General features: G+C 57.6%; 11 protein-coding genes and 1 tRNA gene. 7 read left to right on the top strand and 5 right to left on the bottom strand.

From position 1 onward, the window contains the following. Both trmH and recG read left to right on the top strand, forming a co-directional pair. A complete protein-coding gene (trmH, locus tag P346_RS04295) occupies nucleotides 1-690 on the top strand; it encodes a tRNA (guanosine(18)-2'-O)-methyltransferase TrmH (protein ID WP_032661941.1) in 690 nt (229 codons plus the stop codon). A gap of 3 nt (nucleotides 691-693) precedes the next feature. Then, nucleotides 694-2,775 carry an ATP-dependent DNA helicase RecG gene (recG, locus tag P346_RS04290; protein WP_032661943.1) on the top strand — a complete coding sequence of 694 codons (2,082 nt, stop codon included), beginning with the start codon at nucleotides 694-696 and terminating at the stop codon, nucleotides 2,773-2,775. Nucleotides 2,776-2,777: 2 nt separating this feature from the next. On the opposite strand, the gene gltS is transcribed toward recG, so the two are convergent. Continuing rightward, the gene (gene gltS, locus P346_RS04285) at nucleotides 2,778-3,980 is read right to left on the bottom strand and encodes a sodium/glutamate symporter (RefSeq protein ID WP_032661946.1); all 1,203 of its coding nucleotides are present in this window, start codon (nucleotides 3,978-3,980) and stop codon (nucleotides 2,778-2,780) included. Nucleotides 3,981-4,206: 226 nt separating this feature from the next. On the opposite strand from gltS, the gene xanP reads away from it, so the two are divergent. Together xanP and P346_RS04275 are read left to right on the top strand one after the other, a co-directional pair. Further along, nucleotides 4,207-5,598 (top strand): xanthine/proton symporter XanP, encoded by a 1,392-nt coding sequence (gene xanP / locus P346_RS04280; protein WP_014881972.1) that lies wholly within the window; start codon nucleotides 4,207-4,209, stop codon nucleotides 5,596-5,598. Nucleotides 5,599-5,717: 119 nt separating this feature from the next. Beyond that, nucleotides 5,718-7,406, top strand: a complete 1,689-nt coding sequence (locus P346_RS04275) for an AsmA family protein (protein WP_032661949.1) — start codon at nucleotides 5,718-5,720, stop codon at nucleotides 7,404-7,406. A 157-nt stretch (nucleotides 7,407-7,563) separates the two neighbouring features. On the opposite strand, the gene yicI is transcribed toward P346_RS04275, so the two are convergent. Beyond that, a complete protein-coding gene (gene yicI / locus P346_RS04270) occupies nucleotides 7,564-9,882 on the bottom strand; it encodes an alpha-xylosidase (RefSeq protein WP_032661951.1) in 2,319 nt (772 codons plus the stop codon). Between the two features lie 12 nt (nucleotides 9,883-9,894). Next, nucleotides 9,895-11,286 carry a glycoside-pentoside-hexuronide family transporter gene (locus tag P346_RS04265; RefSeq protein ID WP_032661953.1) on the bottom strand — a complete coding sequence of 464 codons (1,392 nt, stop codon included), beginning with the start codon at nucleotides 11,284-11,286 and terminating at the stop codon, nucleotides 9,895-9,897. 287 nt (nucleotides 11,287-11,573) lie between these two features. Here P346_RS04265 and P346_RS04260 point away from each other — a divergent pair. Continuing rightward, nucleotides 11,574-11,668 (top strand) — tRNA-Sec (locus P346_RS04260). A 472-nt stretch (nucleotides 11,669-12,140) separates the two neighbouring features. Here the strand turns inward: P346_RS04260 and P346_RS0121920 are convergent. Continuing rightward, a complete protein-coding gene (locus P346_RS0121920; RefSeq protein WP_032662101.1) occupies nucleotides 12,141-12,323 on the bottom strand; it encodes a YlcI/YnfO family protein in 183 nt (60 codons plus the stop codon). 296 nt (nucleotides 12,324-12,619) lie between these two features. Here P346_RS0121920 and P346_RS04255 point away from each other — a divergent pair, with 296 nt between their 5' ends. Beyond that, nucleotides 12,620-12,970 carry a type II toxin-antitoxin system RelE/ParE family toxin gene (locus tag P346_RS04255; RefSeq protein ID WP_032662102.1) on the top strand — a complete coding sequence of 117 codons (351 nt, stop codon included), beginning with the start codon at nucleotides 12,620-12,622 and terminating at the stop codon, nucleotides 12,968-12,970. Further along, nucleotides 12,967-13,266 carry a helix-turn-helix domain-containing protein gene (locus tag P346_RS04250; protein ID WP_032661956.1) on the top strand — a complete coding sequence of 100 codons (300 nt, stop codon included), beginning with the start codon at nucleotides 12,967-12,969 and terminating at the stop codon, nucleotides 13,264-13,266. The genes P346_RS04255 and P346_RS04250 overlap by 4 nt, the downstream gene beginning before the upstream one ends. Before the next feature lie 22 nt (nucleotides 13,267-13,288). Here P346_RS04250 and P346_RS04245 read toward each other — a convergent pair whose 3' ends face one another. Beyond that, nucleotides 13,289-13,729 (bottom strand): acetyltransferase, encoded by a 441-nt coding sequence (locus P346_RS04245; protein WP_032661959.1) that lies wholly within the window; start codon nucleotides 13,727-13,729, stop codon nucleotides 13,289-13,291. Between the last annotated feature and the right edge of the window lie 11 nt (nucleotides 13,730-13,740).

Consider the following 13,740-nt stretch of genomic DNA (forward strand, 5'->3'; position numbering starts at 1 on the left):
ATGAATTCACAACGTTATGCACGTATCTGCGAAATGCTCGCCAGGCGTCAGCCTGACCTGACGGTCTGCATGGAGCAGGTGCATAAGCCTCATAACGTCTCTGCTATCGTTCGTACCGCAGATGCCGTCGGTGTGCATGAAGTGCACGCCGTCTGGCCGGACGGCCGTATGCGCAATACGGTCTCGGCGGCGGCAGGCAGCAACAGCTGGGTGTCTGTCAAAAATCATCACACCATTGGCGAAGCCGTATCGCACCTGAAAGGGCGCGGGATGCAGATCCTTGCCACTAACCTGTCCGCTAAAGCCGTAGATTTCCGCGAGATCGACTACACCCGCCCAACCTGCATTTTGATGGGTCAGGAGAAAACCGGGATCACCCAGGAAGCGCTGGTTCTGGCGGATCGGGACATCATCATTCCGATGATCGGCATGGTGCAGTCGTTGAACGTCTCCGTGGCGTCCGCGCTTATTCTGTATGAAGCGCAGCGTCAGCGTCAGAACGCCGGGATGTACGAGCGCAGCAACAGCATGCTGCCGGAAGATGAGCAGCAGCGCCTGCTGTTTGAAGGTGGTTATCCTGTGCTGGCTCGCGTTGCGAAGCAGAAAAAATTGCCTTACCCCCACGTCAACGCGCAGGGCGAAATTGTAGCCGATGCCGAGTGGTGGGCCACCATGCAGTACGCCGGGTAAGCGATGAAAGGCCGCCTGCTGGATGCCATCCCGCTTAACAGCCTGACGGGCGTGGGCGCGGCGCAAAGCAATAAGCTGGCAAAAATTGGCCTGCACACCGTGCAGGATCTCCTGCTTCACCTCCCCCTGCGTTATGAAGACCGTACCCAGCTCTACAAGATTGGCGATCTCCTTCCCGCCATTTACGCCACCGTTGAAGGCGAAGTCCTGAACTGCAACATCACCTTCGGCGGACGCCGGATGATGACCTGCCAGATCAGCGACGGTACCGGCATTCTCACCATGCGTTTTTTCAACTTCAGCGCGGCGATGAAAAACAGCCTGGCGACGGGCCGCAGGGTGCTGGCCTATGGCGAGGCCAAACGCGGGAAGTACGGCGCAGAGATGATCCACCCGGAGTACCGCGTGCAGGGCGATCTCAGCACGCCGGAAATGCAGGAGACGCTCACCCCGGTTTACCCAACGACCGAAGGCATCAAGCAGGCGACGCTGCGTAAGCTCACCGATCAGGCGCTGGAGCTGCTGGATACCTGCGCCATTACCGAGCTGCTGCCGCCCGAGCTGGCGCAGGGCATGATGAGCCTGCCCGAGGCGCTGCGCACCCTGCACCGCCCGCCGCCAACGCTGCAGCTCAGCGATTTAGAAAGCGGCAAACACCCCGCCCAACAGCGTCTTATCCTTGAGGAATTACTGGCACATAACCTGAGCATGCTGGCGCTTCGCGCGGGCGCGCAGCGTTTCCACGCCCAGCCCTTAAGCCCGCGTGATGAGCTCAAAGATAAGCTGCTGGCCTCTCTGCCGTTTAAACCCACCGGCGCGCAGGCGCGCGTCACCGCCGAGATTGAACGCGATATGGCGCTCGACGTGCCGATGATGCGCCTGGTTCAGGGCGACGTGGGCTCCGGTAAAACGCTGGTTGCCGCCCTGGCGGCCCTGCGCGCGATTGCTAACGGTAAACAGGTGGCGCTGATGGCGCCGACCGAGCTGCTGGCTGAACAGCACGCCAACAATTTCCGCGCCTGGTTTGCGCCACTCGGGATAGAAGTGGGCTGGCTTGCCGGGAAGCAAAAAGGCAAAGCTCGCCTTGCGCAACAGGAGGCTATTGCCAGCGGGCAGGTGCAGATGATTGTCGGCACGCACGCCATCTTCCAGGAGCAGGTGCAGTTTAACGGTCTTGCGCTGGTGATTATCGACGAGCAGCACCGCTTCGGCGTGCATCAGCGTCTGGCGTTATGGGAGAAAGGCCTGCAGCAGGGCTTCCACCCGCATCAGCTGATCATGACCGCCACGCCGATCCCGCGCACCCTGGCGATGACCGCGTACGCCGATCTGGATACCTCCACCATCGACGAACTGCCGCCGGGGCGTACGCCGGTCACCACGGTCGCCATTCCCGACACGCGCCGCAGCGATATCATCGACCGCGTGCGCAACGCCTGCACCCAGGAAGGGCGTCAGGCCTACTGGGTTTGTACGCTGATTGAAGAATCGGAACTGCTGGAAGCGCAGGCTGCCGAAGCAACGTGGGAAGAGCTTAAGCTGGCGCTGCCGGAGCTGAACGTGGGTCTGGTTCACGGACGCATGAAGCCCGCCGAAAAACAGGCGGTGATGCAGTCGTTCAAACAGGGTGATTTGCATTTGCTGATCGCCACCACGGTGATCGAAGTCGGCGTGGACGTCCCTAATTCCAGCCTGATGATCATCGAAAACCCGGAGCGTCTCGGCCTTGCCCAGCTCCACCAGCTGCGCGGTCGCGTCGGCCGCGGCGCGGTGGCTTCCCACTGCGTACTGCTCTACAAAGCCCCGCTCTCAAAAACCGCCCAGATGCGGTTGCAGGTGCTGCGCGACAGCAACGACGGTTTTGTGATTGCGCAAAAAGACCTGGAGATCCGCGGCCCGGGCGAACTGCTGGGCACGCGTCAGACGGGTAACGCAGAATTCAAAGTAGCGGACTTGCTGCGCGATCAGGCCATGATCCCCGAGGTTCAGCGCCTCGCCCGCCATATTCATGAACGCTACCCCGAACAGGCGGCAGCGTTAATTGAGCGCTGGATGCCGGAAACCGAGCGGTATTCCAACGCCTGATCTCAGGCAAACATCGGCAGCATCAGGTACAGCTTGATCACCAGCGCGTTGACGATATCAATGAAGAAGGCGCCAACCATCGGGACCACCAGAAACGCCATGTGCGATGGCCCGAACCGTTCGGTGATCGCCTGCATATTGGCGATAGCCGTTGGAGTGGCCCCCAGACCAAACCCGCAGTGACCCGCCGCCAGCACCGCCGCATCGTAGTTTTTGCCCATCATGCGCCAGGTCACGAACATGGCGTACAGCGCCATAAACAGCGTCTGCACCGCCAGTATCGCCACCATCGGCAGCGCCAGCGAGGCCAGCTCCCACAGCTTGAGGCTCATCAGCGCCATCGCCAGGAACAGCGACAGGCAGACGTTGCCGAGCACCGATACCGCCCGTTCAAACACGCGGTAGAAGCCCATCAGCGCCAGACCGTTGCTCAGGATCACCCCGATAAACAGTACGCAGACAAACGTCGGCAGTTCAAACGCTGAACCCGCCAGCCATTGCGCAACCACTTTGCCCACGGTCAGGCAGATGGCTATCATCGCGATAGTTTCAATTAGCACCAGCGAGGTGATGCTGCGTCCGACGTCCGGCTTTTCGAAAGCGGTCGGCACCAGCTCATCGTCAGGCCTGCCGTTCGGCGTGGTGGAGTGCTTCACCAGATACCGCGCCACCGGGCCGCCAATCAGGCCACCCAGCACCAGGCCAAAGGTCGCACAGGCCATCGCCACTTCCGTCGCGTTTTCAAACCCGTAGCGCTCGATGAACAGCTTGCTCCACGCTGCCCCGGTTCCGTGACCGCCCGAAAGGGTAATCGACCCCGCCAGCAGACCCATCAGCGGATCCAGCCCCAGCAGCGTTGCCATGCCGATGCCAATGGCGTTTTGCATCAGCAGCAGTCCCACCACCACAATCAGGAATACGCCGAGCACCTTACCGCCCGAGCGCAGGCTCGCCAGGTTGGCGTTCAGGCCGATAGTGGCAAAGAAGGCCAGCATCAGCGGGTCTTTCAGGGACATATCAAAATCGATTTCCCAGCCCATGCTTTTTTTCAGTATCAGCAGGGCCAGCGCCACCAGCAGGCCACCGGCGACGGGTTCAGGAATGGTGTATTTCTTCAGAAGGGAAACGCTATGTACCAGCTTGCGACCAAGCAGAAGAACCAGCGTTGCGGCAACAAGGGTCGACAACGTATCTAGATGAATCATAAAAGGCTCCTGTTATGCGCGTGTTCCATACACACGCGGCGTTATCCTGGGCCGGTTTGCGCTCTTCATGAGCTCCCGGCGCGAAAAAGTGTAATTTTTTTTCCCGATGCGTTGTAGAAAACCTGCTCACAGCAGCAGATTTTCTTCCCTTTTTTTGCTGGCAATCGTTTGCTTTTACCAGGTGGTCAGATAAAATGCCCGCTTTTCCACCGTGGGATTGCCGCCGATGTCCGTTAACACCATAGAGTCGCCTGATGCGCAACCGATTGCGCAGAAGCAAAATAGCGAACTGATTTACCGCCTTGAAGACCGCCCGCCGCTGCCGCAAACGCTTTTCGCCGCCTGCCAGCATCTTCTGGCGATGTTTGTTGCGGTGATCACCCCGGCGCTGCTGATTTGCCAGGCGCTCGGCTTACCGGCGCAGGACACGCAGCACATTATCAGCATGTCTCTCTTCGCCTCCGGCGTGGCCTCGATTATTCAAATTAAAGCGTGGGGTCCGGTAGGGTCGGGATTATTGTCGATTCAGGGCACCAGCTTTAACTTCGTGGCACCGCTGATAATGGGCGGTACGGCGCTGAAAACCGGCGGTGCGGATGTTCCGACTATGATGGCGGCGCTGTTCGGCACCCTGATGCTGGCCAGCTGTACGGAGATGGTGATCTCCCGCGTTCTGCATCTGGCTCGCCGCGTCATCACCCCGCTGGTCTCCGGCGTCGTCGTGATGATTATCGGCCTGTCGCTGATCCAGGTGGGCCTCACCTCCATCGGTGGCGGCTATGCCGCAATGAGCGATCACACCTTCGGCGCGCCGAAAAACCTGCTGCTGGCGGGTGTCGTGCTGGCGATCATTATTCTTCTTAACCGTCAGCGTAACCCTTACCTGCGCGTCGCCTCGCTGGTGATCGCCATGGCGGCGGGTTACCTGCTGGCGTGGGCGCTGGGCATGCTGCCGGAAAACACCGCGCCGACCAACAGCGCGCTGATCACCGTTCCTACGCCGCTGTACTACGGACTGGGCATTGACTGGGGCCTGCTCCTGCCGCTGATGCTGGTCTTTATGATCACCTCTCTGGAGACCATCGGTGATATCACCGCCACCTCCGACGTCTCCGAGCAGCCGGTGTCCGGCCCGCTGTACATGAAGCGCCTGAAAGGCGGCGTGCTGGCGAACGGCCTGAACTCGTTTGTCTCTGCGGTATTCAACACCTTCCCGAACTCCTGCTTCGGTCAGAACAACGGCGTGATCCAGCTGACCGGCGTGGCCAGCCGCTACGTCGGTTTTGTGGTGGCGCTGATGCTGATCGTCCTCGGCCTGTTCCCGGCGGTAAGCGGCTTTGTGCAGCACATCCCTGAGCCGGTGCTGGGCGGCGCAACGCTGGTGATGTTCGGGACTATCGCGGCCTCCGGCGTGCGTATCGTTTCCCGCGAGCCTCTGAACCGCCGCGCGATCATGATTATCGCCCTGTCGCTGGCCGTCGGTCTGGGTGTATCCCAGCAGCCGCTGATCCTGCAGTTTGCGCCTGACTGGGTGAAAAACCTGCTCTCTTCCGGCATCGCCGCGGGCGGTATCACCGCTATCGTTCTGAACCTCGTTTTCCCGCCTGAGAAAAATTGATTTCTCTCACGGCAGGCAGTTAATGCCTGCCGTGACATCTAATTACACCATTCCCGCCTTGAGGATTGCGCATAAATCGTGCATAACTCCCTTATGTGCGTTTTGCGGGATGGAAGACCATGAAATTTATTGGAAAGCTCCTCATCTATCTTCTGGTAGCCCTGCTCATTGTGCTGCTGGCGTTCTACATTCTGCTCCAGACCCGCTGGGGTGCGTCTCAGGTCAGCAGCTGGGTGACGGTGAATACCGACTACGAACTCAGTTTCGACAAGATGAATCACCGCTTTTCGTCGCCTTCCCACATCATTCTGGAAAACGTCACCTTCGGTCGGGACGGTAAACCCGCCACGCTGGTAGCCAAAAAAGTCGATATAGGCCTGAGCAGCCGCCAGATAACCGATCCGCTGCATATGGACACCATCACCCTGTTCGACGGCACGCTGAATCTCTCGCCCCAGACGGCACCGCTGCCGTTCCAGGCGGATCGCCTGCAGCTGAACAATATGGCGTTTAACAGCCCGAATACCGAATGGGACCTGAGCGCGCAGAAGGTTACTGGCGGCGTCAGCCCGTGGCAGCCGGAAGCGGGCAACGTGCTGGGGAACAATGCGCAGATCCAGATGAGCGCAGGCTCGTTGACCCTGAACGGCGTACCGGCCACCAACGTGCTGATCGAGGGCCAGCTTAACGGTAAGGAAGTGGTGCTGAAAACGATTGGCGCCGACATGGCCCGCGGCTCACTCACCGGCTCCGCCCTGCGCAACGCCGATGGGAGCTGGATTATCGACACGATGCGCCTGAATGAGATCCGCCTGCAGAGCGATAAAACGCTGATGGCGTTCTTCGCGCCGCTGGCCACCATCCCCTCTCTGCAGATTGGTCGTCTGGACGTGACCGACGCCCGGCTTCAGGGCCCGGACTGGGCGGTAACCGATCTCGATTTAAGCCTGCGCAACCTGACGTTAAGCAAAGGCGACTGGCAGAGCCAGGAAGGCCGCCTGTCCATGAACGCCAGCGAGTTTATCTACGGCTCGCTGCATCTTTTCGACCCGATCCTGAATGCGGAGTTTTCCCCGCAGGGCATGGCGCTGCGTCAGTTCACCTCCCGGTGGGAAGGCGGCATGGTGCGCACCTCCGGTAACTGGCTGCGCGACGGTAAAGCGCTGGTGCTGGACGATGTTGCCATTGCCGGGCTGGAGTATACCCTGCCTGAAAACTGGAAAACGCTTTGGATGGAGCCTCTGCCGGAATGGCTGAACAGCGTCACGCTGCAAAAATTCGGCCTGAGCCGCAACCTGGTGATCGACATCGATCCCGCCTTCCCGTGGCAGATCACCTCTCTGGACGGCTATGGCGCAAACCTGCAGCTGGTGAAAGATCGCCAGTGGGGCGTCTGGGGCGGCAGCGCAACCCTGAACGGCGCGGCGGCGACCTTTAACCGCGTGGACGTGCGCCGTCCGTCGCTGGCGCTGAATGCGAACGCCGCCACGGTGAACATTACCGACCTGAGCGCGTTTACCGAGAAAGGCATTCTGGAAGCCACGGCGACGGTTTCACAGCTGCCACAGCGGCAGACCACGGTGAGCCTGAACGGTCGCGGCGTGCCGCTCAACGTGCTGCAGCAGTGGGGCTGGCCTGCGCTGCCGATTACGGGCGACGGCAATATTCAGCTCACCGCCAGCGGCAGCGTGCAGGCGAATGCCCCGCTTAAGCCGACGGTGAGCGGCAAGCTGAACGCGGTGAATATGGATAAACAGCAGGTGCAGCAGACGATGACGGGCGGTGTGGTTTCAACACCGGTGCAATAAACAAGCCGGGTGGCGCAAAGTAAATGCAAAACGGCAACCCTGTTGCCGTTTTTGATGTTTGTTCCCTCTCCCTGTGGGAGAGGGTCAGGGTGAGGGCATCAGACCGCATAATTATCGTAGGCCCGGTAAGCGAAGCGCCACCGGGCATTTTTACGGCTCAGAAGTGAACCACCACCTCATCCCCCTCCGCTTTCACCACCACACCCCACTCGCTGCCCGCGTGTGAACCGCCCTTCACGCCGCTCACCTTCTGCACGTTGCGCAAGCACACCGACCAGTTTTGCGCGTCTCCCGCGCCGGTAAAGGTCATGATGTCGCCCCGACGTGACGCTTTTAGCGTAAACGCCACGGAGCCGTCCGCCGCAGGCACTTCGCTCACCGCCGTTGCGCCGTCGTCCAGGTTAAACAGCTGGAAGGCCGTCCCCTCATTCCACGCGTAGTCCGGCTTCTGGTTGTTGCTGCCCAGCGCCAGCAGGGTGTTATCGCGCACGTAGACCGGCAGGCTCATGAAATCGTGCTGCTGCTTATGCCAGCGGCTGCCCTGAATTTCGTCGTTGTGCCACAGGTGCGTCCATCGTCCTTCCGGCAGGTAGAACTGCACGTCGCCCGCCTCGGAGAACACCGGCGCAACCATCACCGCATCCCCCAGCATGTACTGGCGGTCAAGATAATCGCACGCCGGATCGTCCGGGAACTCCAGCATCATCGCCCGCAGCATCGGCGTGCCGAACTCGCGCGCCAGCGCCGCCTGGCGATACAGATACGGCATCAGTTGACACTTCAGTTGGGTGAAGTGGCGCACCACGTCGCAGGACTCGTCATCGTACGCCCACGGCACGCGGTAGGATTTGCTGCCGTGCAGGCGGCTGTGGCTGGAGAACAGCCCGAACGCACACCAGCGTTTGTAGACGTGCGCCGGAGCGGTGTTTTCGAACCCGCCGATATCGTGGCTCCAGAACCCGAAGCCGGACAGGCCAATCGACAGCCCGCCGCGCAGGCTTTCGGCCATGGATTCATAGTTGGCGTAGCAGTCGCCGCCCCAGTGCACCGGGAACTGCTGCGCACCCACGGACGCCGAACGGGCAAACAGCACCGCCTCTTCCTCCCCCACCGTCTCTTTCAGCACGTTCCACACCAGCTCGTTATAGATGTAGGCGTAGTGGTTGTGCATCTTCTGCGGATCGGACCCGTCGAACCACTGCACGTCGGTCGGGATACGCTCGCCGAAGTCGGTCTTAAAGCAGTCGACGCCGATCTCCACCAGGCCTTTCAGCTTGTCGGCATACCACCGGCACGCTTCCGGGTTGGTGAAGTCATAGATCGCCAGCCCCGGCTGCCATTTGTCCCACTGCCACAGGGAGCCGTCCGGGCGCCTGAGCAGGTAACCCTTCTCTTTCAGCTCCCGGAAGATCGGGGATTTCTGGCCAATGTATGGGTTAATCCACACGCAGACCTTCAGCCCTTTCTCTTTCAGGCGGCGGATCATCCCTTCCGGATCCGGGAAGGTCACCGGGTCCCACTCGAAATCGCACCACTGGAAGGCCTTCATCCAGAAGCAGTCGAAGTGGAACACGTGCAGCGGCAGGTCGCGCTCGGCCATGCCGTCGATAAAGCTGTTTACCGTCGCTTCGTCGTAGTTAGTGGTGAACGAGGTGGTGAGCCACAGGCCGAACGACCACGCAGGCGGCAGCGCCGGACGCCCGGTGAACTGCGTATAGCGGTTCAGCACCTCTTTCGGCGTCGGGCCGTCGATCACGAAGTACTCGAGATATTCCCCTTCCACGCTGAACTGTACTTTGGAGACCTTCTCGGAGCCGACTTCAAACGAGACGTTTTCCGGATGATTCACCAGCACGCCGTAGCCGCGGTTGGTCAGGTAGAACGGGATGTTTTTGTAGGACTGCTCGGTGCTGGTGCCGCCGTCGCGGTTCCAGGTTTCGACCGTCTGCCCGTTGCGCACCAGCGCGGTAAAGCGCTCGCCCAGTCCGTAGACCGTTTCCCCCACGCCCAGATCCAGACGTTCGAACACGTAATTGCGGTCGGCATTGCTGTCCTGCACGTAGCCGTTGTTTTTCAGCTGGCTGCCGGTAATGCGCAGGCCGTTGCGCAGGAAATCCAGCGCCCAGAACTCGCCTTTGGTGACGCGCACGCTGACGCTGCCGCTTTTCAGCTCGGCAAACTCGGCGTTGTTTTCAATCTCTACCTTCACGTCTTTCAGAACGTTCAGCGGATAGTGCGGGCCGTTATTCAGCGCGCCCTGGAAGTGCTCGATGCGCACCCCGACAATCCCTTCCTGCGGGGCAAACAGGCGCACCGTGAACATCAACGTGTCGAGCTGCCAGGTGCGTTCGCGCACGTCGCGCGGCGCAACAAACACCACCAGGTCGTTGCCCTGCTGCTCCACGTCGAACACCTGCACCGGATACGTCACGTTCAGGCCCGGTTGAATAAGCCAGTTTCCATCACTGATTTTCATGCTCTCGTCCTCTTAGTTCTGTAATTCTTTGCTGACCGGCAGGTTTTCAAACTCCTGCTGATTGCGGCGCGCGCCCTGCGCCAGCTCGCCCATGATTTTGGTCAGGAAAGGGGTTTTCAGCGTGTAGTAGCGTTTAGCGATGATGGCGCTCAGCACGTAGCAGACCGCCGGGGCCAGGGTAAACAGGCCGATAATGATGCTGATGGTCGCGCTGTTCTGAGTTTTGGCTGCCGCGTCGTAGCCGCCGCCTGCCAGCATCCAGCCGATCATCGCCCCGCCCAGCGCCAGGCCGAGCTTCAGCACGAACAGCGTTCCCGCAAAGCTGATGCCGGTCAGGCGCTTGCCGTTGGTCCATTCGCCGTAGTCGACGGTATCGGACATCATCACCCACTGAATCGGCGTCACCAGCTGGTGCAGCACGCCGATGACGAAGATAAAGGCGAACATCAGCACCGTGGCGTGCATCGGGACGAAGAACATCGCCACGCTGACCACCGCCAGCGCGGCGTTGGTCCACCAGAAGATGCTGACCTTGCACTTCCAGTCGGTGAGCGGTTTCGCCAGCGCGGAGCCGATCAGGTTGCCAACGCAGTAGGTGGTGAGGAACGCGACGAACACCTCCGGCGAGCCCATGATCCAGGTGCAGTAGTACATCATCGCCCCGCCGCGCACGCAGACGGCGAGGATGTTGAGGATGGTGAGCACGCCGACGATGCGCCACTGGTCGTTGTGCCAGATGTCGCGCAGGTCTTCCCGCATGGAGGTGGTGCTCGGCGGCACCTGAATGCGCTCTTTGGTGGTGAAGAAGCAGAATGCCAGCATCAGGAACGCGACCACCGACAGCACGGCGATCCCGCCCTGGAAGCCGAACGCCTTATCGTCGCCGCCAATCAGCTTCACCAGCGGCATCATCAGCACCGTGGAGAGCATGCCGCCTGCGGTCGCCAGCACAAAGCGCCAGGACTGAAGGGAGATACGCTGCGTCGGGTCGTTGGTTATCACGCCGCCGAGCGCGCAGTACGGGATGTTCACCACGGTATAGAGCAGGGTCAGCAGGGTGTAGGTAACGGCGGCGTAAACCATTTTGCCGTTGAGGCTGAGGTCCGGCGTGGTGTAGGCCAGCACGCAGACGATGCCGAACGGGATGGCACCAAACAAAATCCACGGACGGAACTTGCCCCAGCGGCTGCGGGTGCGGTCGGCAATCAGCCCCATGCACGGGTCGGAGATTGCATCCAGCGCGCGCGCCAGCAGGAACATGGTGCCGACAAACCCGGCGGGAATGCCGAAAATATCGGTGTAGAAAAACATCATGTACAACATGACGTTATCAAAAATGATGTGGCTGGCGGCATCTCCCATGCCGTAGCCAATCTTCTCTTTAACTGACAATACTTCGCTCATCTTTTTTATCCTTCACGCTGTAGGGGGCGCTGAGACCGGTTACAAAGTTTTAAACCATTGTTTCAGGAGCGGGTATTGCGTTTTCTGGTTAGCAGATTACGTTTCTTGTTTTTTGTGATCGCGGTAAATGTTGTACGCCCGAGGGGCTAACATGAGGATTTTCTTAGGAATTAACTGAAACAGGGGTGTACAGGTCAAAAGAGAGGTGAAAAAAGTGTGTCGGGGTATGTGGTAAATGCCTGAAAGTAGCTATAATGCGCCCCGCCTCCATGTAGCAATCGAGGCGCGGAAGATCGTCATCTCCGGTGAGGTGGCTGGACTTCAAATCCAGTTGGGGACGCCAGCGTTCCCGGGCAGGTTCGACTCCTGTGATCTTCCGCCAAAATGCCATCCGCTTTAATAAAAAACTACATTAATAAATAGTTCCCCCATTCCAGTCACCTTATGTAAACATGATCACTTATTCATTTAAATATTGAGTGTTATTCTCTCCCCCATTTCAAAATTTTCACCAAGGGAAGATGGAATGGATTATAGGTTCTGTAATTTTAATGGTCATTATTGGTGCTATATTGAAGCCCAGACAGTGTGATATCTGCCATAATCCCTTTAAGAAGAAATACTACACATGGGAAACTGAAGGGAAGAAAAAACATTTATGTCCCAATTGTAACGGAAAAATGCAACGACGAATCAGTTCGCAAAAATTTAAAAGCAGATTCGGTTAAAATCGACTAATACATTTTAAGTATATAAATGATAATTATAAAATCATCATCAATGATAAGTTTGGAACATATATTCCGAACTTATCATCTATTTTATCGTTAACACTACCTATAAAGCTTTGATGACTACTCACTCAAAAGCCTAAGCCTACAAGCCTCTTTCACCCACTTACTAAAATTTCCCTTACCCGCAGCCTTCTCAATCTTTTCCAAAAGCTCATCCTCGAACCGGATGTTCTTCATCGTGCTCTTTGTGCGGTCAAAATTGGTTTCTTTTTCTTGAGACTTAATCCAATCTCCGGCAGCCATGGCCGATCTGTAAGGTAAATATGTTCGAACTATTAATGGGTATCTCATGAAAAAATTTTCTGGTCGCAAAGTTGATTAACATTCAACTAACAGGTTATCCCGGATAGTTCACTAGCCAGCATGAATAGAAAATACGCTGGAAAGCGCCTCGCAATTTTTTAATTGCGCGATCCGTTTGATTTCCCTTCTTTGTCATACTCTTGCCACTAACAACCTGGCTGTCGATGACAGCCATTGCATTTATTCACTACAGCTTATATTCTATTTATAAGCTACAGCTTATCATGGACGAAAGCATGTGGACGGTTCTGTTCGGAAAGGTATTCGAGCAATGGCTGCTTGAGCAGGAAGAAGGATTACAGGATAAGGTACTGGCAGACCTGTTAAATCTGCAAAACTATGGGCCACGTCTTCCTCGCCCCTATGCAGATACGGTTAAAGGCTCACGGTATAACCATATGAAGGAATTACGTATTCAATATGCTGGTCGTCCGATACGTGCTTTCTTCGCATTTGATCCTATCCGTCAAGCCATTGTGCTTTGCGCGGGCGATAAGAGTAATGACAAAGCCTTTTATGAAAAAATGATTCGCATCGCAGATGCCGAATTTTCCTTTCATCTGACAAGCCTGGAGGCAACCAAGTGAAAACCTTAAATGAAGTGATTGCGTCACGTTCACCGGAAAGCCAACAACGTATTAAAGAGATGGCAGATGAAATGATCCTCGAGACGGGTCTGCAACTTTTACGTGAAGAGCTGAGGCTTTCGCAAAAAAATGTTGCCGATCTGATGGGGGTGAGCCAACCCGCAGTAACGCAGCTTGAGCAACGTGGAAATGAACTAAAAATTGCCACGCTTAAGCGCTACATCGAAGCAATGGGTGGGAAACTCTGTATCGACGTTGAACTTCCCACAGGAAAACGCGTTGCATTTCATATCTAACAAGCGTGATATTTGCGTTAAGTTAGCATTCACCCAACCGCATATGCAGCAGCGGAAACGGATTCCCCTGCCCGTCCAGTTCCGAGCGTCCGACCTGCTCAAACCCCATATGGCGATAAAACGCGACGCCCTGCGGATTTTGCTCATTCACGTCCACTTCGTTCGCGCCGAACGCTGCGATGGCGTGTTGCAGCAGCAATTTCCCGACGCCCTTCCCGCGGCTCGCGTCGTCAACAAACAGCATTTCAATGCGATTTTCATCCACGCCTAAAAAGCCGTGAATAACGCCTGCGTCATCGCGAGCGATTACGACCTTGAGGTTTGGCAGATACGCGTTGAGCAATAGCGGGCGCAGCGCCGCAATATCGCTTTCTTGTAAAAAGTGGTGGGTGGCGCGGACGGAGGATTCCCAGATCGCGACCAGACGCTCGAAATGTGTGGGGAGTGCGGTTTCTATTTTCATGGGGGGATCAT

The organism is Enterobacter sp. DC1 (assembly GCF_000568075.1).
GTDB lineage: Bacteria > Pseudomonadota > Gammaproteobacteria > Enterobacterales > Enterobacteriaceae > Enterobacter > Enterobacter asburiae.

Bases quoted from the DNA above. Each gene is read 5' to 3' on its own strand.
- trmH (WP_032661941.1), top strand. From the start codon at position 1: ATGAATTCACAACGTTATGCACGTATCTGCGAAATGCTCGCCAGGCGT.
- gltS (WP_032661946.1), bottom strand. From the start codon at position 3,980: ATGATTCATCTAGATACGTTGTCGACCCTTGTTGCCGCAACGCTGGTT.
- xanP (WP_014881972.1), top strand. From the start codon at position 4,207: ATGTCCGTTAACACCATAGAGTCGCCTGATGCGCAACCGATTGCGCAG.
- yicI (WP_032661951.1), bottom strand. From the start codon at position 9,882: ATGAAAATCAGTGATGGAAACTGGCTTATTCAACCGGGCCTGAACGTG.
- recG (WP_032661943.1), top strand. From the start codon at position 694: ATGAAAGGCCGCCTGCTGGATGCCATCCCGCTTAACAGCCTGACGGGC.
- P346_RS04245 (WP_032661959.1), bottom strand. From the start codon at position 13,729: ATGAAAATAGAAACCGCACTCCCCACACATTTCGAGCGTCTGGTCGCG.
- P346_RS0121920 (WP_032662101.1), bottom strand. From the start codon at position 12,323: ATGGCTGCCGGAGATTGGATTAAGTCTCAAGAAAAAGAAACCAATTTT.
- P346_RS04255 (WP_032662102.1), top strand. From the start codon at position 12,620: ATGTGGACGGTTCTGTTCGGAAAGGTATTCGAGCAATGGCTGCTTGAG.
- P346_RS04265 (WP_032661953.1), bottom strand. From the start codon at position 11,286: ATGAGCGAAGTATTGTCAGTTAAAGAGAAGATTGGCTACGGCATGGGA.
- P346_RS04275 (WP_032661949.1), top strand. From the start codon at position 5,718: ATGAAATTTATTGGAAAGCTCCTCATCTATCTTCTGGTAGCCCTGCTC.